Origin of the sequence: Sphingosinicella terrae, assembly GCF_003347635.1 — a bacterium.
Taxonomy (GTDB): Bacteria; Pseudomonadota; Alphaproteobacteria; order Sphingomonadales; family Sphingomonadaceae; genus Allosphingosinicella; species Allosphingosinicella terrae.
In genome coordinates this window covers 102,501-125,436 of sequence record NZ_QDFY01000007.1, presented here as the reverse complement: position 1 = coordinate 125,436, position 22,936 = coordinate 102,501, and the positions used below count along the sequence as shown (strand labels likewise).

22 protein-coding genes and 1 pseudogene (1 of these 23 running past the window's edge) are annotated in these 22,936 nt (G+C 68.6%); 15 read left to right on the top strand and 8 right to left on the bottom strand.

Annotated features, from left to right (window positions below):
• Positions 1–4 precede the first annotated feature (4 nt).
• The 5 genes from DDE10_RS15065 (at position 5) to DDE10_RS15045 (ending at position 4,296) form a co-directional block, all read left to right on the top strand.
• Positions 5–1,138, top strand: coding sequence for a sensor histidine kinase (locus DDE10_RS15065; RefSeq protein ID WP_432653737.1), 1,134 nt, complete (start codon positions 5–7; stop codon positions 1,136–1,138).
• A complete protein-coding gene (locus DDE10_RS15060) occupies positions 1,135–1,938 on the top strand; it encodes a LytR/AlgR family response regulator transcription factor (protein ID WP_114953606.1) in 804 nt (267 codons plus the stop codon). The genes DDE10_RS15065 and DDE10_RS15060 overlap by 4 nt, the downstream gene beginning before the upstream one ends.
• Positions 1,939–2,084: 146 nt before the next feature.
• Positions 2,085–2,642 carry a PadR family transcriptional regulator gene (locus DDE10_RS15055; protein WP_114953605.1) on the top strand — a complete coding sequence of 186 codons (558 nt, stop codon included), beginning with the start codon at positions 2,085–2,087 and terminating at the stop codon, positions 2,640–2,642.
• The gene (locus tag DDE10_RS15050) at positions 2,639–3,490 is read left to right on the top strand and encodes a hypothetical protein (protein WP_114953604.1); all 852 of its coding nucleotides are present in this window, start codon (positions 2,639–2,641) and stop codon (positions 3,488–3,490) included. Before DDE10_RS15055 ends, DDE10_RS15050 begins: the two co-directional genes overlap by 4 nt.
• A 23-nt stretch (positions 3,491–3,513) precedes the next feature.
• Positions 3,514–4,296 carry an isocitrate lyase/PEP mutase family protein gene (locus tag DDE10_RS15045; protein WP_114953603.1) on the top strand — a complete coding sequence of 261 codons (783 nt, stop codon included), beginning with the start codon at positions 3,514–3,516 and terminating at the stop codon, positions 4,294–4,296.
• A gap of 319 nt (positions 4,297–4,615) precedes the next feature.
• Here the strand turns inward: DDE10_RS15045 and DDE10_RS15040 are convergent, their stop codons facing one another.
• Both DDE10_RS15040 and DDE10_RS15035 read right to left on the bottom strand, forming a co-directional pair.
• Positions 4,616–5,770, bottom strand: coding sequence for an aminotransferase class V-fold PLP-dependent enzyme (locus DDE10_RS15040; RefSeq protein WP_114953602.1), 1,155 nt, complete (start codon positions 5,768–5,770; stop codon positions 4,616–4,618).
• Positions 5,767–5,991, bottom strand: a complete 225-nt coding sequence (locus DDE10_RS15035; protein ID WP_162806643.1) for a hypothetical protein — start codon at positions 5,989–5,991, stop codon at positions 5,767–5,769. The genes DDE10_RS15040 and DDE10_RS15035 overlap by 4 nt, the downstream gene beginning before the upstream one ends.
• Positions 5,992–6,155: 164 nt before the next feature.
• Here DDE10_RS15035 and DDE10_RS15030 point away from each other — a divergent pair, with 164 nt between their 5' ends.
• Both DDE10_RS15030 and DDE10_RS15025 read left to right on the top strand, forming a co-directional pair.
• Positions 6,156–7,400 (top strand): adenylate/guanylate cyclase domain-containing protein, encoded by a 1,245-nt coding sequence (locus DDE10_RS15030; protein WP_114953600.1) that lies wholly within the window; start codon positions 6,156–6,158, stop codon positions 7,398–7,400.
• 38 nt (positions 7,401–7,438) lie between these two features.
• Complete coding sequence (locus DDE10_RS15025) at positions 7,439–7,819, top strand: VOC family protein (RefSeq protein WP_114953599.1); 381 nt, start codon at positions 7,439–7,441, stop codon at positions 7,817–7,819.
• A 19-nt stretch (positions 7,820–7,838) separates the two neighbouring features.
• On the opposite strand, the gene DDE10_RS15020 is transcribed toward DDE10_RS15025, so the two are convergent.
• Both DDE10_RS15020 and DDE10_RS15015 read right to left on the bottom strand, forming a co-directional pair.
• Positions 7,839–9,098, bottom strand: a complete 1,260-nt coding sequence (locus DDE10_RS15020) for an ABC transporter permease (RefSeq protein WP_114953598.1) — start codon at positions 9,096–9,098, stop codon at positions 7,839–7,841.
• Positions 9,095–10,066, bottom strand: a complete 972-nt coding sequence (locus DDE10_RS15015) for an ABC transporter ATP-binding protein (protein WP_114953701.1) — start codon at positions 10,064–10,066, stop codon at positions 9,095–9,097. The genes DDE10_RS15020 and DDE10_RS15015 overlap by 4 nt, the downstream gene beginning before the upstream one ends.
• A 30-nt stretch (positions 10,067–10,096) precedes the next feature.
• Here DDE10_RS15015 and queG point away from each other — a divergent pair, with 30 nt between their 5' ends.
• A complete protein-coding gene (gene queG, locus DDE10_RS15010; RefSeq protein WP_114953597.1) occupies positions 10,097–11,218 on the top strand; it encodes a tRNA epoxyqueuosine(34) reductase QueG in 1,122 nt (373 codons plus the stop codon).
• Here the strand turns inward: queG and DDE10_RS15005 are convergent.
• Complete coding sequence (locus DDE10_RS15005) at positions 11,193–11,570, bottom strand: hypothetical protein (protein ID WP_114953700.1); 378 nt, start codon at positions 11,568–11,570, stop codon at positions 11,193–11,195. The genes queG and DDE10_RS15005 overlap by 26 nt on opposite strands.
• Before the next feature lie 25 nt (positions 11,571–11,595).
• The gene (locus tag DDE10_RS15000) at positions 11,596–12,087 is read right to left on the bottom strand and encodes a flavin reductase family protein (protein ID WP_114953596.1); all 492 of its coding nucleotides are present in this window, start codon (positions 12,085–12,087) and stop codon (positions 11,596–11,598) included.
• Between the two features lie 125 nt (positions 12,088–12,212).
• On the opposite strand from DDE10_RS15000, the gene DDE10_RS14995 reads away from it, so the two are divergent.
• Both DDE10_RS14995 and DDE10_RS14990 read left to right on the top strand, forming a co-directional pair.
• Positions 12,213–12,857: a YqiJ family protein gene (locus DDE10_RS14995; protein ID WP_114953595.1), complete on the top strand. Its 645-nt coding sequence runs from the start codon at positions 12,213–12,215 to the stop codon at positions 12,855–12,857.
• Positions 12,858–12,870: 13 nt separating this feature from the next.
• On the top strand, positions 12,871–14,598 hold the full coding sequence (locus tag DDE10_RS14990; RefSeq protein WP_432653736.1) for a flotillin family protein: 1,728 nt from the start codon (positions 12,871–12,873) through the stop codon (positions 14,596–14,598).
• Positions 14,599–14,826: 228 nt separating this feature from the next.
• Here the strand turns inward: DDE10_RS14990 and DDE10_RS14985 are convergent, their stop codons facing one another.
• On the bottom strand, positions 14,827–15,702 hold the full coding sequence (locus DDE10_RS14985; protein WP_114953593.1) for an arginase family protein: 876 nt from the start codon (positions 15,700–15,702) through the stop codon (positions 14,827–14,829).
• A gap of 39 nt (positions 15,703–15,741) precedes the next feature.
• Here DDE10_RS14985 and hutI point away from each other — a divergent pair, with 39 nt between their 5' ends.
• The 4 genes and pseudogenes from hutI (at position 15,742) to hutH (ending at position 20,692) form a co-directional block, all read left to right on the top strand.
• Positions 15,742–16,953 carry an imidazolonepropionase gene (hutI, locus tag DDE10_RS14980; protein WP_114953592.1) on the top strand — a complete coding sequence of 404 codons (1,212 nt, stop codon included), beginning with the start codon at positions 15,742–15,744 and terminating at the stop codon, positions 16,951–16,953.
• Between the two features lie 114 nt (positions 16,954–17,067).
• Positions 17,068–18,729 (top strand): urocanate hydratase, encoded by a 1,662-nt coding sequence (hutU, locus tag DDE10_RS14975; protein WP_114953591.1) that lies wholly within the window; start codon positions 17,068–17,070, stop codon positions 18,727–18,729.
• A pseudogene (locus tag DDE10_RS24085) lies at positions 18,684–19,152 on the top strand (four helix bundle protein). Before hutU ends, DDE10_RS24085 begins: the two are co-directional and overlap by 46 nt.
• Positions 19,153–19,183: 31 nt before the next feature.
• Positions 19,184–20,692, top strand: coding sequence for a histidine ammonia-lyase (hutH, locus tag DDE10_RS14965; protein ID WP_284734684.1), 1,509 nt, complete (start codon positions 19,184–19,186; stop codon positions 20,690–20,692).
• On the opposite strand, the gene DDE10_RS14960 is transcribed toward hutH, so the two are convergent.
• The gene (locus DDE10_RS14960; RefSeq protein ID WP_114953589.1) at positions 20,686–21,333 is read right to left on the bottom strand and encodes a Yip1 family protein; all 648 of its coding nucleotides are present in this window, start codon (positions 21,331–21,333) and stop codon (positions 20,686–20,688) included. The two genes, hutH and DDE10_RS14960, sit on opposite strands and share 7 nt — an antisense overlap.
• A gap of 265 nt (positions 21,334–21,598) precedes the next feature.
• On the opposite strand from DDE10_RS14960, the gene DDE10_RS14955 reads away from it, so the two are divergent.
• A protein-coding gene (locus DDE10_RS14955; protein WP_162806642.1) for a CHAT domain-containing protein crosses the window boundary here: on the top strand, positions 21,599–22,936 show its beginning. The gene runs 1,869 nt beyond the window's last position; only the first 1,338 of its 3,207 coding nucleotides appear in the window; its start codon is at positions 21,599–21,601; its stop codon lies beyond the right edge, outside the window.

Below are 22,936 nucleotides of genomic sequence, written 5' to 3'. Positions count from 1 at the left end.
CCCCATCGCCGCGCCACCGCTGCGCCAGGCCGCCGAAAGCTGGCATCCTGTCCGGTTGCGCGGCCGGCCGTTCTTCGAGGACAAGAACCGTGCTTTCTGGACGCTCCAATCGATCGGCTGGGGCGGCTATTTCCTGCTGCGCACCCTCTCCGGCCTCGCCAATGCGATGGGCTGGGCCTATGTCCTCCACACCGCCCTGCTGACCGCCACCGGCTATTCGATCACGCTGCTGATGGCCGCCGCCTATCGGCGGCTGATCCGGATGAAGCCCATCTACACCTGGGCGATCTCGATCCTCATCCTGATCGTCGCGGCCGCCGCCTTCTCGGCGATCGAGACCTGGAGCAGCGCCACCTTCATCTATCCCGGCTCGCGGCTCGACGGCATCCGCTTCCTCGGCGCGATCATCCTCACCGTCACCCTGCTGGTCGCCTGGTCGGCGCTCTATTACAGCATCAATTTCTACCTCTTGCTCGAGGAGCAGAGCGACCGGCTGCTCCGGCTCGAAAGCCAGGCCTCGAACGCGCAGCTGGCGATGCTTCGCTATCAGCTCAACCCGCATTTCCTGTTCAACACGCTGAACTCGATCTCGACCCTGGTGCTGCTCAAGCAGACCGAGCGGGCCAACGCGATGCTCTCGCGCCTGTCCTCCTTTCTCCGCTATACGCTGGTCAACGAATCCACGGGGCTCGTCACCATCGCGCAGGAGATCGAGACGCTGAAGCTCTATCTCGAGATCGAGAAGATGCGGTTCGAAGATCGGCTGAGGCCGCATTTCGACATCGATCCCCATTGCGACCGTGCCCTGCTGCCGTCGCTGCTGCTGCAGCCGCTGATCGAGAATGCGATCAAATATGCGGTGACGCCGCAGGAGGAGGGGGCCGACATCGCCGTCGAGGTGCGGCGCCACGCCGACCGGATCGCGATCCGCGTCTCCGACACCGGTCCGGGGACCGACGGCCTCCATACACGCAGGGCGGAGGAGTCCACCGGAGTCGGACTGGCGAACATTCGCGACCGCCTGGCGCAGGCCTATGGCGACAATCACCGCTTCGAGACACAGTCGGAGACGACAGGGGGGTTCCGCGTTCTCATCGAGATTCCCTACCAAGTTGAAGAAGCCGAGGAGCCGAAATGACCATCCGTACGATTCTGGTCGACGACGAGCCGCTTGCCATCCAGGGGCTGCAACTGCGCCTGGAGAAGCATGATGACGTCGAGGTCGTCGACACCTGCTCGAACGGTCGCGAGGCGATCCGGTCGATCAAGACCCACAAGCCCGACCTCGTCTTCCTCGACATCCAGATGCCGGGTTTCGACGGCTTTTCCGTGATTCAGGGGCTGATGGAGGTCGAGCCGCCTTTGTTCGTGTTCGTGACCGCTTATTCGGACCACGCGATCCGCGCCTTCGAGGCGCAGGCGGTCGACTATCTGATGAAGCCGGTCGAGGAGGCGCGGCTCGCGGATACGCTCGACCGCGTCCGCCAGCGGCTCGCCGAGAAGCGCGGCGTCGAGGAAATCGACCGGCTGAAGGAAGTCCTGGCCGAAGTCGCGCCCGAGGCGATGGACAATGTCGATGCCGGCGGCGACGACGCCCATGCCTCCAACCGCTACGAGCGGATGATCAATATCAAGGATCGCGGCCAGATCTTCCGGGTCGACGTCGACTCCATCGAGAAGATCGACGCCGCCGGCGATTACATGTGCATCTATACGGGCGACAACACGCTCATCCTGCGCGAGACGATGAAGGATCTCGAGAAGCGGCTCGATCCGCGCCGCTTCCAGCGCGTGCACCGCTCGACCATCGTCAATCTCGACCAGGTCAGGCAGGTGAAGCCGCACACCAACGGCGAATGCTTCCTGGTGCTCGACAGCGGATCCCAGGTGAAGGTCAGCCGCTCCTATCGCGACGTGGTGGCGCGCTTCGTCCACTGAGGCGGGGCGTCCGCCGAACTCTCTGAGCCCCTGGCGTCGGCGGATCCCGTCGGGGTCGGGGTCGGGGTCGGCGTCCGCCCGCCCGTGCCGCTTGCCATTTTAGTACGCCGCGTACTATAATTGGCTCGCAGCCGGAGGTCCGCGGGATGAACGACCCTGCCGTCACCACTCTGGGTTATGCCCTGCTGGGGTTGATCGGGCAGTCGCCGCGCAGCGGCTATCGTCTTCGGCTGGTCTTCGAGACGACGCCGCTCGGCACCTATTCCAGCAGTCCGGGAAGCATCTATCCGGCCCTCAAGCGGCTGGAGAGAGCAGGTCTCGTGCGGCGCGAAGCCGCGGGCGGCGGCAAGCCGCTCTTCCATCTCACCGGCACCGGCGCCGCCGCGCTGCAGTCGTGGCTCGAGCGACCGGTCGACGCCGAGGAGGCTATCGATCGCGAGATCGCCCTGCTGCGCTTCGCATTCCTGGAGGGCCATCGTGATCGGACGCTGAGCCTGTCCTTCCTCGCCGGTTTCGCTGCCGCCGCGAAAGGTCAAGTCGACGCCTTGGCGTCCTTCCTCGCCGGTGAGGAAGGACGGGCGCTGTCGCTGCAGAGCCGGCTCGCGGTCGAGCACGGACTCGCCAGCGCGCGCGCTTCTTTGGGCTGGGCCGAGCAGGCACAAGACCGGCTCTCGGCGGAGATTCAGAAGGAGAAGGTACGATGAAGCTCTTGCTGATATGGGCGGCAAAGGCGGCCGCTATCTGGGTGGTGACGATCATCGCCGCAATTGCGGGGAACGCGTTGTTCCCGCTGCCGATGGAAGCGGCGGCCGGCGACGGCCCGCTCACCGCCGGTCAGGCCTTTCTCCTCGTCAACGGCTTGACCGCACTCGTCCTGAGTGCGCTCGCGCCAAGGTTGAACGGGGCCGCCTGGGAGCGTGCCGCTCTGCTCTTCCTGTTCGTGTTCCTGCTCGAGACCCTGCTGTCGCAGATCGAATCCTGGTTCTTTGGGCAGTGGCTCGCCTTGCCGGCGGGAATGCTGCCGGCGATGACGGCCGCAGGCGCGATCAAGGCGATGGCCGCCGCCGGTGCGGCAGCCTTGCTCTGGCGGCCTCGGGCACGCACCGCGCCCCGCCTTTCCGGCCTTGCCTGGAAGCTTCCCCTCGTCGTGGCCGCCTATGTCCTTCTCTATTTCGCCGCCGGCCAGTTCATCGCCTGGCAGAGCGAGGCGGTGCGCGCCTATTACGAGGAAGGTCTCGGCATCGACACAGGTCGGCTGGTGCTGCTGCAGGTCGGCCGCGGCGCCGTCTGGGCTCTCCTGGCAGCGGTCGCCGCCTGGAGATTGGGAGGTCCTCCGCTGGGTCGCGCCCTGCTCGCCGGGACCGCCTTCTCGGTTCTCATGGCGGCTCCCTTGCTCTTCCCGAACCCGTTCATGCCCTGGTCGGTGCGCAGCGTTCATCTGGTCGAGATCGGTGTTTCCAACTTCCTGTTCGGTCTGCTCGCGGTGCCGCTTCTCTGCATGGGGAGTATAGACCGCAAGATTCGCAAAGACGCGGCCATGGCGCCGGCCTAGATCGATGCGCAGGAGGAACGACCATGACCGAACGAACCGAGCTTTTCCGCGCTTTCGCGGCGCTTCACGTCGCGGGTGACCCGCTGATCCTGTTCAACGTCTGGGACGCCGGCAGCGCGGCGGCCGTCGCCGCCGGCGGCGCGAAGGCGATCGCCACGGGCAGCGCCTCGGTGGCGGCGGCGAACGGCTTCGGCGACGGCGAGGAGGTGCCGCTCGAGCTGGTGCTCGCCAATGCCGAGCGGATCGCCGGCGCGGTCGACCTGCCGGTCACCATCGACTTCGAAGGCGGCTATGCGATCGAGGCCGGACCGCTGACAGCGAACATGAAGCGGCTGGCGGAGAGCGGCGCGATCGGCTGCAATTTCGAGGACCAGATCGTCGGCGGCGAGGGCGTGCACCCGATAGACGTTCAGGCGGCGCGGATCCGAGCCGCCCGCGCGGGCGCCGGACCGGATTTCTTCATCAACGCCCGCACCGACCTCTTCCTGAAGGCCAAGCCGGACACGCACGACGCGACGATGGTCGACGCCGCCCTCGAGCGGGCGCGGGCCTATGCCGATGCCGGCGCCAGCGGCTTCTTCGTGCCCTTGCTGTCCGACCTCGCCTTGCTCGAGCGGATGTGCGCCGGCTCATCGCTGCCGGTCAATTTCATGGCCTATCCGGGGGCGCCCGCCGCGGCCGAGGTGGCCGCCACCGGCGTGGCGCGGATCAGCCACGGTCCCTTCCCCTACAAAGCGGCGATGAAGACGCTGCAGGAAGCGGCGGAAGGGATTTATGGGACGAAGGGCGGGACGGGCGGGTCCTGACCCGGCGCGCCATCGTCGTTCGCGCCGCCGCCCGGAAGATGATCGAGAGCGTTCCCGACGGCCAAGGCGACCCGCCCATCCAAATTGAAAGCTCCTGGGGGTCGTCAACTTCGTCAACTTAGAAAGGTTCGCGGACCTGAAGATGAACGAAGTTCTTTGACCGGCGCGCGCGCGCCGCCTCGCGCGCGCCCGGATGAACGGCGAACGATCTGGCTGTTCACGATGTCAATGAAGCGGCGCTCCGCATCGCGGTGGGGGCCGAGAATGGCCATAGCAGGAAATGCGGAACAGATCAAGAACACGATGACCACCTGCCGGGTTAGCCGGCCGCTTCGGCCACCCGCGCCAGCACGCCCAGCAGCCGCTCGACGTCGCTCTCGCTCGTATAGACGTGCGGGGCGATGCGGACGGCGCGCCCGCGGAAGCTGATGTGGACATTGGCGTCGCGGAAGAGGGCGGCGGCCTTTTCCATCGCGCCGGCCGGGAGCTCGAGGCCGATCAGGTGCGGCGCGCGCTCCGGTCCGGAGCCGATCCTGAGGCCGAGCCTTCGCGCCTCCGCCTCGATCCGCCCGGTAATCGCGCCGAGGCGGCCGGCAAGGTCCTTGGCTTGCCATCCGAGCATCAGCCGCAGCGAGGCGGAGGCGGCGCGGGTGAGCTCGAAGGCGGAGCGCTGGCCGACATCGTAGCGGCGGGCGCCCGGGCGATAGGCATCGACATAGTCGACCAGCCGGGCGAAATCCTCGGAGCCCTCGCGCAGCAGCCAATTCTCCTCGAGCGGCTCGCCGCCGCGATGCGCCTCGTCGACATAGAGATAGCCGAGGGCGTAGGGGCCGAGCAGCCATTTGTAGCCGACCGTCACCAGGAAGTCCGGTCGGACCGCGTCCCAGTCCACCGGCAGGATCCCGAAGGACTGGCTGGCGTCGACGGCCAAAGCGGCGCCGATCTCGCGCGCCCGCGCCCCGACCCGCGCCAGGTCGATGAAGGCGCCGTCGGTCCAATGGACGTTGGGCACGGCGACGATCGCGACCCGTTCGTCGAGCCGGTCGAGGATCGCCTGGGTCCAGCCGCCCTGCTCGGGCCGGTCGACGGTGAGGATCTCGCAGCCCTTGCGGGCGGCGAAGCTCCGCCAGGTATAGACGTCCGAGGGAAAATCGTCGGCGAGGACGAGAATGTGCTGTCCGGGCGCGGCCTGGAGATTGCGCGCCGCGACCGCCAAGCCGTAGCTGGCCGAGGGAATGAGGGCGATCGCCTCCGGATCGGTGCCCGCCACCGCGGCGAAGAGCCCGCGCCGCTCCTCCACCTCGTCCATCCATTCGACGTTGGAAATCGTCCAGGGCCGGCCGCGCCGTTCGGCGGCGGCGGCGATCTCGGCCTGCGCCGAACGCGGCATCGGCCCGATGCTGGCGCAGTTGAAGTAAGCGAGATCCTCCGGGATGTCGAAGAGCGAGCGATCGGATCCGGCGGGGGCGTTCATTCGGGCCGCTCCGCGAGCCGGGCGATCAGCCGGTCCATGCGCTCGATGATCTGGCGCTGCCGGTTCGCGCGCTTGGCGGTGACGTCCCTGATCGTCTGCCCGGCGCCGCGCACCTCATGGTGGGTCCAGCCCTCCTCCTCGATCAGCCGCAGCGCCTCGAGGGCGCGGTCCCGCTCGTCGCGCAGCAATGCGAGCGCATCGGCTTCGGACAGTAGGTTCATCGCCTTGTTCATGGTCCGCCCATAGCCCGAAATCCGCTCGCGCACATCGTGGACTTGGCGCGCCGGCCCGACTCCTCTTGTGGGTCGCATCGCATGGTGCGGAAAACCGGTTCCCACTTTTCCGCGCGATGCTCTAAGCCTTCGAAGCGAGAGGCGGACCGTTCATGAAGCCGATCCAACAGCCCTTTGCCGAGCCGGAGACGGAACGCGCCTTCCTGCGCGCGGAGCGTGCCGAGCGCGGCCAGGCGATACGCGCGCTGATCCTGATCGCCGCGGCGACCCTGCTCTCCTATCTGGTGCTCAATCCGCTCCACTTCCCGCGCGAAGGCGTCGCCGCCTACACCGCGGCGGCCGGAATGCTGATCCTGGTCCTGGCCGGCTTCTTCCTGCTGAGCCGGACACAGGCCTATCTGGATCGTCCGCGGGTCGACCTGCCCGTCTTCGTGCTGGTCGCCGCCGGAATGATGGGCCTCACCCTGGCGCTCGCTTCCCAGTCCGCCGTCACCCGCTTCCCACCGCACGTGATGGGGCTGGTCCAGATGGGGATATTGGTCGTGTTCGCGAGCGTCGGCTTCGCCGGCACCTTCCGGCTTTTCGTGCTCTGGTCGGCCGGGATCCTCGGCGTCTTCGCCGCATGGCTGGCGAGCCTCGACGTCGCCGCCATCGCCATGGTCTACACGCTGACCAATTTCAGCACATTCGCGATCTTCGCGCTCTACTTCAACTGGGACACCGAGCGCCGCGCGCGGAAGGTCTTTGCCGCCCGCCAGGCGCTCGAAGCCGAGCGGGCCAAGACCGAGGCCCTGCTCTACAACGTGCTTCCCCAGGAGGTGGCGGCGCGGCTGCGCTCGGGGGAATCGGTCGCCGACGCCTTTTCCGACGTCACCGTCGTCTTCGTCGACCTGGTCGGATTCTCCAGCCTGGCGAAGCGGCTGGCGCCCAGCCATCTGGTCGAGCTGCTCAACCGTTTCTTCTCCGCCGCCGATGAGACGGCGGAGCGGCACGGCCTCGCCAAGGTCAAGACGATCGGCGACGCCTATCTTGCCGTCGCCGGCGCGATGGGGTCGCGCGAGGCGGATTGCGCCTGCGCGCTCGCCTTCGCCCGCGACCTGCTCGGACGGCTGGGGGAGATCGCCCGCGACACCGGCATGGACCTCAAGGCGAGGATCGGCATCCATACCGGCCCGGTCGTCGGCGGCGTCATCGGCAGCACGCGGCTCGCCTACGACTATTGGGGCGACACGATGAACGTCGCCAGCCGCCTGCAGGGGGCGGCGCCGCCCAACGGCGTCGCCGTGTCGGAAGCGGCCTATTTCCGGACCCGATCGGAACAGGCATATGAGGCGCAGCGCGTGCTGCTGAAGGGCATCGGCGAGGTCGACATCTATGTCAGCCGGTTCGGCGACTGACGGCGGCACAACGGTCCGCGGCAATTGGGGAGAGGACGATGGCGAAGATCACCGGGCTGGGCGGCGTCTTCTACAAGGCGGCGGATCCGCAGCGGACCCAGGCCTGGTACCAGGAGAATCTCGGCATCGGCGGCGACTGGGGGGCGCTCTTTCCCTGGTCGGCGGAAACGGGCGGCCAAGCCTACAGCCTGTTCAGCCCGTTCAAGGAAGAGACCGATTATTTCGCGCCCTCGGCGGCGCCCTTCATGATCAACCTCCGGGTCGACGATCTCGACGCCTTCACCGCCGAGCTCGAAGCGAAGGGGATCGAGATACTCGGCCGCCAGGACGAGGATTACGGCAAGTTCGCCTGGATCCTCGATTGCGACGGCATCAAGATCGAGCTCTGGCAGCAGTTGGGCCCGGCGCCCGGCGCCTGAGGCCCTCGCCCGGCTCGGCTCAGCCCGCGTCCGACCCGGCGCGCCGACCGAACAGGCGGCCGAAGCTGAAGAAGGCGCCGCCTGCCGAGGATTTCATCACCGTCAGCCGGAACAGCCGCGCCGAGGCGCGGATGATGACGAACACCCAGGCCGCCTGCCAGGCGAGCGCCAGCAGATGCGGCCACAGAGCCTCATATTTGGCGGCATGGGCGACCATGACCAGAGGCGAGCTGAACGGGAAGATGTAGGCGAAGGTCGCCAGTGCCCCGCCTTCCATGCCGATGGCGTTCATCGCCAGCAGGAAGACCAGGACCTGGAGCAACGTCACCGGCATCGAGATGGTCTGGATCTCGCGGATGTTGCTCGCCTGGCCGCCGATGCCGAGGAAGAGCCCGCCGAGCAGCATGAAATTGGTGCAGTAATAGAGAAGCAGAAGGAGCCCGAAGGCGGGCCAGCCGACCGCGGGCGAGACCTGGGGGAGCGCCATCCAGTCCTGGATCATCTGGAAGAAGACGTAGCCGAGGCCGAGCATGCCCGCCCAGAGGGTGATGCCGACCGCCGAGATGCCGAGCATCGCGATGAGCTTGCCGAAGAAGACGGCGTCGAGCGGCACGGCCGCGGCCAGCACCTCGATCACCTTGTTCGACTTCTCCTCGACCAGATTGGACAGGAGCAGCGTGGCGAGCATGATCGTCACGCCGAAGATAAGACCCTGGCCGGCGGCCGCGAGCTGCTGCCTGAGCAATTGGAGATTGCCCGCCGCCTGCTGCGAGACCACCCGCTCGACCGTCACCGGCGGCACCGCCGTGCCGGCGGCGGCGATCGCCTCGTTGCGGCGGGCCGTGTCGACGATCAGCTGGATGCGCACGCCGATATAGTCGTCGACCCGGGCCGGGCCGGTGAGAACCGGCCGGTCGATCGTTCCCGTGAACACGGCGGAAAAGCCCTGCGCCTCGTCGGCGAGCAGCGCCTGGGCCTGCGCCGCCAGATTCTCGGCGGGCGCGACGAGCTCGAGGCGGGGAAAGGTCCGATCATTGGTGCCGGCGACGAGATGCTGCCTGGCCGCCATCAGCTGGCCGACGGTCGCGCTGTCCGCGACCACCGCCACCTTGGGGTGAGCAGCGCTGCGCCCGGCTTCCTCGGCCATGCTGGTGCCGAAGAAGACGAAGGCCAGGAGAATGAGCGGCGCGAGCAGGAAGAAGATGAAGCTTCGCGAATAGACGGTGGCGACGAAGTCGCGACGGGCGATCACCCAGGCGGCCTCGAGCATGCTCATCATGCGGCCAGCCCCATGTCGGCCCGGGCGCTCTCCTCCATCTCCCGCGCCGCAGCCTCCCCGGCGATGGCGACGAACGCGTCGTGCAGGCCGGGCCGCTCGATCGACAATTCCTCGATGCCGGCGCCGCCCGAGATCAAAGCGGTCAGCAGCGGCTCGATTCCCTCGCGGGGCAGCTCGAACTCCCAATGGTCCTCGGCCTGACGCGCGTCGGCGGGAAGCGCGCGGCGCCAGGGGCCGTCGGCGACGCGCGTGCGGAGCCTCACCTGCGGCCGCAGGCGGTCGCGCGCTTCGGCGACCTGCCCCTCGAAGCGGATCTGGCCGCCCGCGATGATCGCGATCCGCTCGCACAGCCGCTCGGCGTGCGAGATGACGTGAGTCGAGAAGATGATCGTGGTCCCGGAGGCGGCCTCCTCGCGGATCAGATGCTCGAGCCGCCCCTGGTTGATCGCATCAAGGCCCGAAAAGGGCTCGTCGAGCACCACCAGACCGGGCTTGTGGACGATCGTGCCGAACAGCTGGATGGTCTGCGCCATCCCCTTCGACAGGCTCTTGATCGGTTTGTCGACATAATCGCCGAGCCCGTTCTCCCGCAGCAGGATCTCGGCGCGCCTGCGGCCGACATCGAGCGGAAGTCCGCGGAGCGCGCCCATGAAGGCGATGGCCTCGCGCGTGGTCATGGCCGGGTAGAGGCCGCGCTCCTCGGGAAGGTAACCGACGACCTTCGCGGCTTCGAGCGGGCGCTCCCGCCCGAGCAGGGTCCGCGTTCCGGAATCGGGCTCGATGATGCCGAGCAGCATTCGCAAGGTGGTCGTCTTGCCGGCCCCGTTAGGACCAAGGATGCCGTAAATGCTGCCTTGCGGGACCGCAATGTCGATGCCCCGAACCGCCGGTTTGCCGTCAAACGACTTGAAAAGACCCTTGGCCTCAATAGCTAGAACAGTCGCCACGCCGGCTTGCCGACCCCCTATGCAAGTGAAGCGGGTTAACCGGAGAAAGACTTGAAAGGCAAGACAAAGCTTCGGGAGCTTGTCGACGTGAAGGCGGCGGAGCTCGGCTTCTGCGCGATCGGAGTCGCCCGGGCCGATGCGGCGCCGAAAGCGGCGGAACGGCTCCGCGCGTGGCTCGATGCGGGCGCCCATGGCGACATGATCTGGATGGAGGAAAGCGCGGCCCGCCGGGGCTCGCCCGCCGGCCTCTGGCCGGACGTGCGCAGCGTCATCGCGCTCGGCATGAGCTACGCGCCGATGGCCGATCCGCTCGCCTTGGCCGATCATCCGGACCGCGGCCGGATCTCGGTCTACGCCCAGGGGGCGGACTATCACGACCTCGTCAAGAAGGCGCTGAAGGCGCTGGCGCGGGAGATGATCGCGGGGGCGTCGCGGCTGCACGGCGCCGACGCGCCCGCCGAGCTCAAGGTGTTCGTCGACACCGCGCCGGTGATGGAGAAGCCGCTGGCCGAGGCGGCCGGCCTGGGCTGGCAGGGCAAGCACACCAACCTGGTCAGCCGCAGCGACGGCAGCTGGCTGTTCCTCGGCGCCATCTACACGACGCTCGAGCTCGAGCCCGACGCTCCCCATCCGGTCCGCTGCGGCAGCTGCACGCGCTGCCTCGACGCCTGCCCGACCGACGCCTTTCCGGCGCCGTTCCAGCTCGATGCCCGGCGCTGCATCTCCTATCTCACCATCGAGCATAAGGGGCCGATCCCCGAGGCGCTGAGAGCCAAGATCGGCAACCGCATCTACGGCTGCGACGACTGCCTCGCCGTCTGCCCGTGGAACCGGTTCGCCGAGACCGCGCGCGCCAACCAGGCCTTCCTGCCGCGGGCGGAGCTGGTCGCCCCGGCGCTCGCCGACCTGCTCCGGCTCGACGATGCAGGCTTCAGGAAGGTCTTCGCCGGATCGCCGATCAAGCGGATCGGACGCAGCCGCATGGTTCGCAATGCCGCGATCGCGGCCGGCAATAGCGGCCGGCCCGAGCTGATCGCGCCGCTACGGCCGCTCACCGCCGACGAAGACGCGGTCGTTGCCGATGCGGCGCGCTGGGCGCTGGCCCGGCTCGAGCCGCGGGAAGGGGCCGGGTCGCCGTCGCCGCCGGTCAGCGCGACTGCTGGCGGGCGGTGAGAGCGGCGACGCAGGAGGACCGATCCATCTCGCGCCCGTCCGGCTGACGCGCATCGACATGGGTGACGACGGGCTCGCCGCCGCCGCGCGGCGGATAGAGATAGGCGTCGAGGACGCAGGCCGGGCCCATGTACTGGAGCTTGTGGGCATTGCCCTCGCGCAGGTCGAGGTCGGGGCGCCCGAGCCGCCCGGAGAGGGCGCGGGCGGTGCTGCCAAGCACGTGCTCGAGGCCGTGCGTGGAATAAGGCCGCGGCTGCGGTGCCGGCGCGGGACCGGGCCCGGTCGCCGTGCGCGGCACGCAGCCCGCCAGCAAGGAACCCACCACCATCAAAGCCGCGATCCTGCGCCGCATCGCCCCCTCCGCCGATCCCGTCATTTCACTCATCCGCGCCGCAATATCGTCCGTCCAGATAAAGGAGCGGATCGACCTCGTCGCGCGAATCCGCCTCCTCGGCCACGCCGATGAAGATGCTATGCGTGCCGAAGCTGTGGCTGTCGATGCGCCGGCACAGGATCGTGGCCTGGGCGTCGACCAAACGCGGCGTGCCGGTCGCGTCCAGCTCCCAGCCGGACAGGAAACGGAGCGCGTGCTGGCTGCGATCGGCGAACATCCGCGCCATGTCGCTCTGATCACGGTGGAGCACGTTCACCCGGAAATGCGACATGTCGCCCATCGGCGCATGGAAGGCGGCGGCCCGGTTGATGCAGACCAGCAGGCTCGGCGGGTGAAGCGAGAGCGACGAGACCGCGGTCGCCGTGATGCCCATCGGCTGGCCGTCGACGCAGATGCTGATCACGTTCACCGTCGACGCGACCCGCCGCATGGCTCGGCGAAACGAGTCGGCAAGCTGGGCCTCGCCTTCTATCATCGGGCCGCAGATGGGCGAACGGGTCCGATTAGGCAAGCCGGATCGGGAGCAGCAGCAGCAAACATCGGATTTTACTGGATAATCTCAGGATGCTCGAATAGGCTCGCGAATCATTGGAGGGGGAAATGCTCGACTTCCTGCTGGCGCCGGAGATGCTGCCTTTTTCGGTGGCGTTGGGCGTGATGGCGACGATCGGCCTGATCGAGGCGATCGGCCTCGGCGCCGGCGCCGCCCATCTGGAGGCCGATGTCGACGGAGACGCCGGCCACCTGCTCAGTTGGCTCGGCATCGGCGAGGTCCCCCTGCTCATCATTCTCGTCGTCCTGCTGGCGCTGTTCGCGATGATCGGCATGGCCGGCCAGCAACTGGCCGCCGCCCTGCTGGGCTCGCCCGTGTCGCCCTGGATCGCGGCGCCGATCGCCTTCGTCGCAGCGCTGCCGCTGACCGGCAGCAGCGCGCGGCTGCTGGCGCGGATCCTGCCGCACGACGAGACCAGCGCGGTGCCGCTCGACAGCCTGGTGGGGCGGCGCGCGACCATCGTCGTCGGGACGGCCGCCGCCGGCTCGCCCGCCCGGGCGCAGGTGCGCGACGTCCACGGGCAGCGTCACTATGTGATGGTCGAGCCGATCGAAGGCGGACCCGCCATCGGCGAGGGAGAGACCGCCCTGCTCGTGGAGCGGCTCGGCGACACGTTCATCGGATTGTCGGAGGGAGGTTCGCCGCTGGCGATCATCGATCATCCCGCCGCGCCACGCATACAGGGAGGATGAAATGACGATCGAGATGTTGGCCGTCTATATCGGCGTCATCGTTGCGGTGCTCCTCACGATCAGCCTGATCGTGACGCGCCTGTACAGGAGGGCGACCAAGGAGATCGGCTTCGTCCGCACGGGCTTCCGCGGCGAGAAGGTCGTCATCAACGGCGGCGCGCTCGTGCTGCCGGTGCTCCACGAGACGATGAAGGTAAACCTCAACACGGTGCGCCTCGCCGTCGAGCGCAAGAATACCGATGCGCTGATCACCCTCGATCGGCTGCGCATCGACGTGAAGGCGGAATTCTATGTCCGGGTGCGCCCCGATCGCGACAGCATCGCCATCGCCGCCCAGACGCTCGGCCAGCGGACGATGGAGCCGGAGCTGCTCAAGGAGCTGATCGAAGGCAAGTTCGTCGACGCGCTCCGATCGGTCGCGGCCGGCATGACGATGGCGCAGCTTCACGAGCAGCGCGCGGATTTTGTCCAGAAGGTCCAGCAGGTCTCGGCCGCCGATCTCGCGATGAACGGCCTCGAGCTCGAATCCGTGTCGCTGACCGGGCTCGACCAGACCTCGATCGAGCATTTCAACGCCAACAACGCCTTCGACGCCGAGGGCCTCACCAAGCTCACCGAGCAGATCGAGCTGAGGAAGAAGGCGCGCAACGACATCGAGCAGGAGACAAGGGTCCAGATCGAGGCGAAGAATCTCGACGCCGAGAAGAGGAGCCTGGAAATCTCGCGCGAGACCGAATTCGCCCGGCTCGAGCAGGAGCGCGAAGTCGAGGTGCGTCGTGCCGCGCAGGTCGCCGAGGTCGCGCAGGAACAGGCGCTTCGCCAGCGCGAGGCCGAGGAAGCGCGGATCACCGCCAAGCAGAAGATCGACAGCGCCCAGATCGAGGCGGCCAGGGTGATCGAGCAGGCCCGAATCGCCCAGCAGCAGGCGGTCGAGATCGCCCGCCAGGAGCAGCAGATCGCGGTCCAGAACAAGAGCCGCGAAGAGAGCCAGGCCAAGGCCGAAGCCGACAAGGCCCGTGCCGCCGCCGTCGCCGCCGAGGAGCAGGTCGGAACCGCCCGGGAGACCGAGGTGGCCGAGCGCCTCAAGCGGATCGAGCTGATCGAGGCGGCGAAGGAGGCCGAGCGCCAGGCGATCGGCGTCAAGGTGCAGGCCGATGCCGAGAAGCAGGCCGCCGCGGACCGCGCCGCGGCCATCCGCGAGGCGGCCAAGGGCGAAGCCGATGCCGAGCGCCTGCGGGCCGAGGCCGCGCGCGTGCGATTCGAGGTCGAGGCGGCCGGCCAGCGGGCGATCAACGAGGCGGCGAACCTGCTCTCCTCCGACCAGATCTCGCTCCAGACCAAGCTGGCCCTGCTCAAGGTGCTCCCCGAGGTGGTCCGCGAGGCGGCGAAGCCGATGGAGGCGATCGACAGCATCAAGATCGTCCAGGTCGACGGCCTCACCGGCGGCGGCAGCGCCGCCGCGGGCGCGGACGGGGAAGCCGCCGGCGGCGGCAATCTCGCGTCGAGCGCCGTGGCGGCGGCGCTGCGCTACCGGGCGCAGGCGCCGATCGTCGACGGGCTGATGAAGGAGCTCGGCTTCGACGGCTCCACGCTCGAGAATCTGGTAGCGGGCGCCGCGCCGGCCGCGAAGCCGGCGCCCGCGCCGACGGCGCTCAGCGGCAAGGCCACCGCCCGCCAAGCGCCGGCGGCGAAGACGCCGACGGTGGAGATCGTGTCGCAGCCGGTGCCGAAAGGGGAGTAGGCGCTCGGCTGCCTGGGCCGCAGCATCGGGCCAACTACCGTCATCCCAGCGAAATGATCGGCAGCGCGCAGACACGTCGTGTCCACCGGACACGACTGCGGAGGTGCGGGGCACCTTCGCAACCGCGTTCGGCCGATCATGGGATCTCGATGCCTAGGTCAGCCGGTGAAAGGAAATGAGATCCTGGCTTTCGCCAGGATGACGGGACAAGGCGTTACCCTGGCACGTCTAGCGCGCCGAGAAGCCGGCGAGCACCTCGCAGACCCAGCGGCCGGCGGTGAGCGCGGTGATGTCGCTGACGTCTAGGCTGGGATCGAACTCGGTGAGGTCGACCAGCTTCACCTTCGGCTGAGAAGCCAGGAAGCGCGCCGCCTCGAAGAACATCGTGACCGGCATCCCGCCCGGCCGCGCCCCCGGCGCGCCCGGGCATTGGGCTCGGTCGATGACGTCGATGTCGAAATCGATCATGACCGCCTCGGCCTGGTCGATCCGCGCCAGCGCCTGCTTCAGGATCGGCACGACGCCCTGCTCGCGGCAATCGGCGATGGTCCAGACGCCGATCCCCGCCGCCGCGGCGTCGGCGTGCATCTTGGCGGTGTTGGCGAAGGGCGCGAGGCCGACCTGGCAGATATTGGCGCCCGGCAGCCCGTCCTCGAGCAGCGCGCGGATCGGATTGCCGTTGAGAAGACCCTGATCGGTGTCGCGCAGGTCGAAATGGGCATCGAGCGTGATCAGGCCGACCCGATCGAGCGGCACGCCGAGGCCATGGGCCGCCGGCCGGGTCACCGCATTGTTGCCGCCGACGAGCAAGGTGAGGTCGTGGTCGATCGTGCAGCGCCGGACGATGTCCATGACCGGCGCGAAGCCGTCTGCCGGCATCACGCCGACCACGTCGGCATCGCCGGCGTCGAGCAAACGGAGATCGAGCTCCTCGCCCGTTTCGACGTCGTAGGTGCTGAACCGGCGCAAGACGCGGCGCAGGACGGAGGGGGCGAGGTCGCAGCGGCCGGGGGTCACCGAGCCCGCCTCCATCGGCGCTCCGGCGAGCGCCACCGGCGCGTTTCCGCCCTGGATGACAAGGTCGGCGATCGAATTCCAGCTCATGGCTTTGCCTTACACAATCCCGACCTTAGAAAGCGAGCCATGTGGGACCGCCTGCTCGTCGACTGCAACATCGCCACCATGGACCCGGCTCGGGGCGTGCCGTTCGGCGCGATCGAGAATGGCGCGATCGGGATCCAGGACGGACGTGTCGTCCGGGTCGGCCGCCGGGTCGAATTGGCGGGGTATCAAGCGCGCAAGGTGGAGCCGCTCGGCGGCGCCTGGGTGACGCCGGGGCTGGTCGACTGCCACACCCATCTGGTGTTCGGCGGCAATCGGGCCGGCGAATATGAGCAGAGGCTGGAAGGCGCCACCTACGAGGAGATCGCCCGCGCCGGCGGCGGCATCGCCTCGACGGTCAGGGCGACGCGGTCCGCCACCCTCGAGCAGCTGATCGCGGAGGCGCGGCCGCGCCTCCAGGCGCTGATGCGCGGCGGGGTGACAACGGTCGAGATCAAGTCGGGCTATGCGCTCGACATCGACGGCGAGCTCAAGATGCTGCGTGCCGCCCGCGCGCTCGGCCAGGAAGAGCCGGTGCGGGTGTCGCCCACTTTGCTGGCGCTGCACGCGCTGCCGCCCGAATTCCGGGAGCGGCGGCAGGACTATGTCGAGCTCGCCATCGCCAGCATCCTGCCGGCGGTGGCGCGCGAGAAGCTCGCCGGGGCGGTCGACGCCTATTGCGAGACGATCGGCTTCACCCCCGACGAGGTCCGCGACTATTTCGAGACCGCCCGCGACCTCGGCTTCAGGATCAAGCTCCACGCCGAGCAGTTGAGCGACCAGGGCGGTGCCGCGCTCGCCGCCGAGTTCGGCGCGCTGTCCGCCGATCATCTCGAGCATCTCGACGAAACGGGCGCCCAGGCGATGGCTCGGGCGGGGCTGATCGCGGTGCTGCTGCCCGGGGCCTTTTACGCGCTCAAGGAGACCAAGCGGCCGCCGGTCGACCTGCTTCGCCGCCACGATGTGGCGATGGCCGTCGCCACCGACTGCAATCCCGGCACATCGCCGATGCTCTCGCCGACCCTGATGCTGAGCATGGCCTGCACGCTGTTCGGACTGACTCCGGAGGAAGCGCTGGCTGGGATGACCCGGAACGCCGCGCGGGCCCTCGGGCTGGAAGCGGAAATCGGAACGATCGAGGCCGGCAAGGCGGCGGACCTGTGCGTCTGGCGCGTCGGACGGCCGGCGGAGCTGTGCTACTGGGTCGGCCTGCCGGGGCCCGAGCGGCGGATCTTCGCCGGGGTCGATCAGTAGCGCGCGGACTTTCCCCTGCCGCGCATCGTGAGTAGGGACGGCATAGCCTTTCCCATCCGACAGGAGCGCCGGCGACGGCCGCGGCGCCCGCGGGACCTGACGACGGAGAACGCCTTGAACGCGCGACGCGACAATAGCCGCCATATACAGGCGCCGACCGGGCCGGAGCTCAGCGCGAAGAGCTGGACGACCGAAGCGGCGATGCGGATGCTGATGAACAATCTCGATCCGGGTGTCGCCGAGGCGCCGGAGGCGCTGGTGGTCTATGGCGGGATCGGCCGGGCGGCCCGCGACTGGGAGAGCTACGACCGCATCGTCGAGACTCTGAAGCGGCTCGAGGAGGACCAGACCCTGCTCGTCCAGTCCGGCAAGCCGGTCGGCGTCTTCCGCACCCACGCCGACGCGCCGCGCGTGCTGATCGCCAATTCCAACCTGGTGCCGAAATGGGCGACCTGGGAGCATTTCAACGCGCTCGATCGCCAGGGCCTGATGATGTACGGCCAGATGACCGCCGGCAGCTGGATCTATATCGGCACCCAGGGCATCGTCCAGGGCACCTACGAGACCTTCGCGGAGATGGGCCGCCAGCATCATGGCGGCGACCTCCGGGGCAAGTGGATCCTGACCGCCGGGCTCGGCGGCATGGGCGGCGCGCAGCCGCTCGCCGCCGTCATGGCCGGCGCGCACTGCATCGCGATCGAATGCCAGGAGAGCCGGATCGAGAAGAGGCTGGATACCCGCTATCTCGATCGCCGGGCGACGAGCATCGACGAGGCGCTCGAGATGATCCGCGCCGCCGACGCCCCGATCTCGGTCGGGCTGCTGGGCAATGCCGCCGAGATCCTGCCCGAGATGGTGAAAAGGGGAATCCGCCCGGACGCGCTCACCGACCAGACTTCGGCCCACGATCCGGTCAACGGCTATCTGCCGATCGGCTGGACCGTCGACCAGTGGATCGAGCGGCGCGAGCGCGACCCCAAGGCGGTCGAGGACGCCGCCCGCGCGTCGATGGCCGTCCATGTCGAGGCGATGCTCGCCTTCCGGGCGATGGGCGTGCCGACCTTCGACTATGGCAACAATATCCGCCAGGTCGCCAAGGACGAGGGCGTCGAGCACGCTTTCGACTTCCCCGGCTTCGTCCCGGCCTATGTCCGTCCGCTCTTCTGCCGCGGCATCGGCCCCTTCCGCTGGTGCGCGCTGTCGGGCGATCCCGAGGATATCTACCGCACCGACGCCAAGGTGAAGGCGCTGATTCCCGACGATCCCCACCTCCACCGCTGGCTCGACATGGCGCGCGAGCGGATCGCCTTCCAGGGTCTGCCGGCGCGGATCTGCTGGGTAGGCCTCGGCCAGCGCCACCGGCTCGGCCTCGCCTTCAACGAGATGGTCGCCTCCGGCGAGCTCAAGGCGCCGATCGTCATCGGCCGCGACCATCTCGACAGCGGTTCGGTCGCCAGTCCCAATCGCGAGACCGAGGCGATGATGGACGGATCCGACGCCGTCTCCGACTGGCCGTTGCTCAACGCGCTCCTCAACACGGCGTCGGGCGCGACCTGGGTCTCCCTCCACCATGGCGGCGGCGTCGGCATGGGCTATTCCCAGCATGCCGGGATGGTGATCGTCGCCGACGGCACGCCGGAAGCGGCCAAGCGGCTGGAGCGGGTGCTGTGGAATGATCCGGGAACGGGCGTGATGCGCCACGCAGACGCCGGCTACGAAGAGGCGATCGAATGCGCCCGGGAGCAGGGTCTGGACCTGCCGATGCTTGTGAAGTGAGGGGCTGGGACTGGGGGCTGGGGACTGGGACCGCGGGCACGAGGAATGCGGAGGCGCGAATGGTGCGGGACTATCGCGATCTCGAGGTCTGGCGGCTCGCCATGGATCTCGCCGAAGCGGTTTACCGACTGGCGCGCGGCTTCCCGAAGGCCGAGGAGTATCGGATGACCTCGCAACTGCTGCGCGCAGTTACCTCGGTTCCCGCAAATATCGCCGAGGGCAGCAAGGTCCAGTCGCAAGGATTATGCCCGGTTCGTCAGCATCGCACGCGGCTCGCTGGCCGAGACCGAGACCCTGCTCATGCTGGCTCGACGTGTCCGGTTGTGCGCCGAGGAAGACATCGATCCGTTCCTGAGTCAGGCCGACCGCGTCGGACGGATGCTGAACGGCCTGCACCGAAGCCTGGAGAACAGCCATAACTGACCAGTCCCCAGTCCCCAGTCCCGAGCCCCTATTGCTGAGGCCGGGCAAGGTCACCCTGGCCGAGCTCCGCGCCGTCTGGACCGGCGCGCCGGTTGCTTCCGGTGAGGAATATTGGGCGGGCATCGATGCTTCCTCCGCCGCCGTCGGAGCGATCCTGGACAGTGGCCGCACCGTCTATGGCGTCAATACCGGCTTCGGCCTGCTCGCCCAGACGCGGATCCCGGCCGAGCGGCTCGAGGAGCTGCAGCGCAACCTGATCCTGTCGCACTGCGCCGGGCTCGGCGATCCGCTCGACCGGCGGATCGTCCGGCTGATGATGGTGCTGAAGGTGATCGGGCTCGGCCGCGGGCATAGCGGCGTGCGGCGGTCGCTGGTCGAGCGGCTGCTCGCGCTCGTCGAGGCGGACGCGTTGCCGGTGGTGCCGAGCCAGGGATCGGTCGGCGCGTCGGGGGATCTCGCGCCGCTCGCCCATATGAGCGCGGCATTGATCGGTGCAGGGCAGATGGCGATCGGAGACGAAGCGCCGGTGCCGGCCGCCGACGCGCTCGCCCTGCTCGGCCTCGAACCGCTCGTCCTCGGCCCGAAGGAAGGCCTGGCGTTGATCAACGGCACCCAGGCATCGACGGCGATCGCGCTGGACGTGCTGTTCACCGCCGAGCGGATATTCGGATCGGCCCTGATCGCCGGCGCCCTGTCGCTCGATGCGCTCAAGGGCACCGACGTCGCCTTCGACCCTCGCATCCACGAGGCGAGGGGCCAGCCGGGCCAGATCGCGGTCGCGGCCATCCTCAACCGGCTGCTCGACGGCAGCGAGATACGCGAATCCCACGAGGGCTGCGACCGCGTCCAGGATCCCTACAGCTTCCGCTGCCAGCCGCAGGTGATGGGGGCGGCGCTGGACCTGATGCGCAACGCCGCGCGGACGCTCCAGATCGAGGCCAATGCGGTGAGCGACAATCCCCTGCTGTTCGGCGAGGAGGCGCTTTCCGGCGGGAATTTCCACGCCCAGCCGGTGGCGTTCGCCGCGGATATCCTCGCGCTCGCCTTGTGCGAGATCGGATCGATCTCGGAGCGGCGGCTGGCAGTGCTGATCGATCCCAAGATGAGCGGCCTGCCGCCCTTCCTGATCGAGGATAGCGGGGTCAATTCGGGCTTCATGATCGCCCAGGTGACGGCGGCGGCGCTGGTTTCCGAGAATAAGAGCCTGGCCTTCCCGGCCAGCGTCGACACCATCCCGACCTCCGCGGGGCAGGAGGATCATGTGTCGATGGCGACGCACGGCGCCCTCAAGTCGCGACGGATCGCGCGCAATGCCGCCGGCGTGATCGGGGTCGAGCTGATGGCGGCGGCGCAGGGCGTGGATTTCCACGCGCCGCTGAAGACGTCGCCGGCCTTGGGTCGGGCGGTCGCGGCGATCCGCACGGCGGTGCCGTTCCACGCCCGCGACCGCTACCTCGCCGACGACATGGCATGGGTTCGGAATGCCGTCCTCGACGGCGCCTTTTCAGGCGCCGTCGAAGCCGACCTGTTCGCTCAGTAGCGGGGCACGCCCGTCATCATGGCGGCGCCGAAGAAGCTCAGAACGATCATGCCGACGACCATGCTGATGACGAAATAGAGGATGATCAGGCCGACGATGACCGCGGCGGTATAGCCCGCCGTCTTGTCGGCGGCGACGCCCTTGACCGTGCCGAGCCCGAGATAGAGCAGGTAGCCCGCATAGACGATCCCGGCCAGCGCGGCGAGCATGCCGAGGAACGGGATGAGGTTGAGGATGCCAAGCACCCAGACCGGCGTATAGGCATAGGCCGCGACCTTGAAGGACTGGGTCATGTCCTTGGCGCCGCCGAACGTCGGCGCGAGGAAATCGATGATCAGCGCGAGCACGTACACGGCAACCAGCGAGAGCAGGTAGCTGAGCACGGCCGTCGCGATCGAGAAATTGAGCGACGGCGCAAAGGCGCCGAGCAGCAATTGCGTGCCGATCAGCGACGCGATCACCGGGATCGCCGCGAGGATCAGGACGTAGGAGGTATAGATCCCGCCGATCGTCGCCGGCTCGGCGGCAATGCGCGGCCATTCGGTCTTCGGCGTCATCAGGATGTTCTTGGCGCGGTCGACCAGCGAGACCGGTGCCCCTGGCAGCCCGCCGGGCGCTGGATTGGTTGGACCGTCCGTCATGAAACCCTCCCCTACTGGAAAGCAGGGACAGAAGCATGTTCGGCGGCAAATCTCAAGCGAGGCGGGGACGGGGGCCGGAAGCGCCCTCACGCGCGCTGCCGACGCCGGCCGCCCGACGACAGGCTTTCACCCCGCTTGTCATCCGCGACCCGGCTGTTCCATCCTGCGCCGGATCAGGGATTGCGACACGATGGGGGGAGTTCGCATGCTCAGACGCGAAGAGGTTCGTTCGGGCCAAAGCAGGCCGAGGAGGAGCCGGAGATCCTTGCGGCTGATCGGGGCGCTCGCCTCGGCCGCCTGGTGCGGCGGACTTGTGCCCGCTCTTGCGTTCGCCGCCCCACCTCCGGCGGCCGAGGCCGGCCTGCCCGAGCGCGTCGAGACCGCCAACCGGCTGATGGCGGAGCGGCTCCACGCGGAGGCCGAACCGGTGGTGGCGGCGATCCTGCGCGATATCGAGGCCGGCGAGGGCCCGGATGGCGAGACCGCTTTGGCCTGGGCGGGCGTCCTGGGCCAGATCCGCCTCGAGCTCGGGCGCCACGCCGAGGCAGAGCCCCTGCTCCTGCGCGTCTGGGAGGCGCGGCGACGTCAGCTGGGGGAGGATCATGCCGATACGGCATTGGCCCAGAACGGGCTGGCCGCCGCCTATCAGCGCCAGGGCCGCTACGAAGAGGCCTCCAGGCTCTATCGATCCGCGCTCGCCGTGCTGGAGCGCAAGCTCGGCGCCGACGATCAGCGCACGCTCCTGGTCGCCAACAATCTGGCCGGGGCGTATCTCAATCTCGGTCGCTATGCCGCCGCCGAGCCGCTCAGCCTGCGGGTGGTGGCGGCGAGCGCGCGCGTTCTGGGCGAGGAACATCCCGATACGCTCCATGCGCGCCAGGATCTCGCCCGGCTGCGCGAGTTGCAGGGGCGCCTGCACGAGGCGGAGGAGATTGCGGCCCGGGTGCTTGCGGCGCGCGAGCGGAGCCTCGGGCCCGAGCATCCGAACACGCTGACGTCGGTCAACAATCTGGGCAACGTCCATGTCCAGCTCGGCCGGTACGCCGAGGCGGAAGCCTCCTTCGCCCGCGCCCTGGAGACGCGGGCGCGGCTGCTCGGGCCCGACCATCCGCTGACCCTCGTCTCGGTCAACAACCTGGCGATGCTCTACGACCGCCAGGAACGGCATGCCGAGGCCGAGCCGCTGCTCGTTCGGGCGCTGCGCGGGCGCGAGGATGCCTTGGGCGCCGACCATCCCGAGACGTTGCTGGCGGCCAACAACCTGGCCCTGTCCTACCAGCGGCAGGGCCGGCACGAGGAGGCCGAGCCGCTCTTCAGGCGCGCGCTGACCGGAGTCGAGGAGAGGCTTGGAAGCGATCATCCGGACGTCCTGGTTCCGCTTCACAACCTGGCCGGAAACCATGAGGACCGGCGGCTCTATGGGGAGGCCGAGCGGCTCTACCGGCGTTCGCTGGAGGCGAGCGAGCGCCGGCTCGGCGCCGAGCATCCGACGACGCTGCGCTTCGCCTACAATCTCGCCGGCCTCTACGTCACGCAGGAGCAGCGGGAGCCGGCGGAGGCGCTGCTGCGGCGCGTGCTGGATACGGGTGAACGGGTTCTCGGC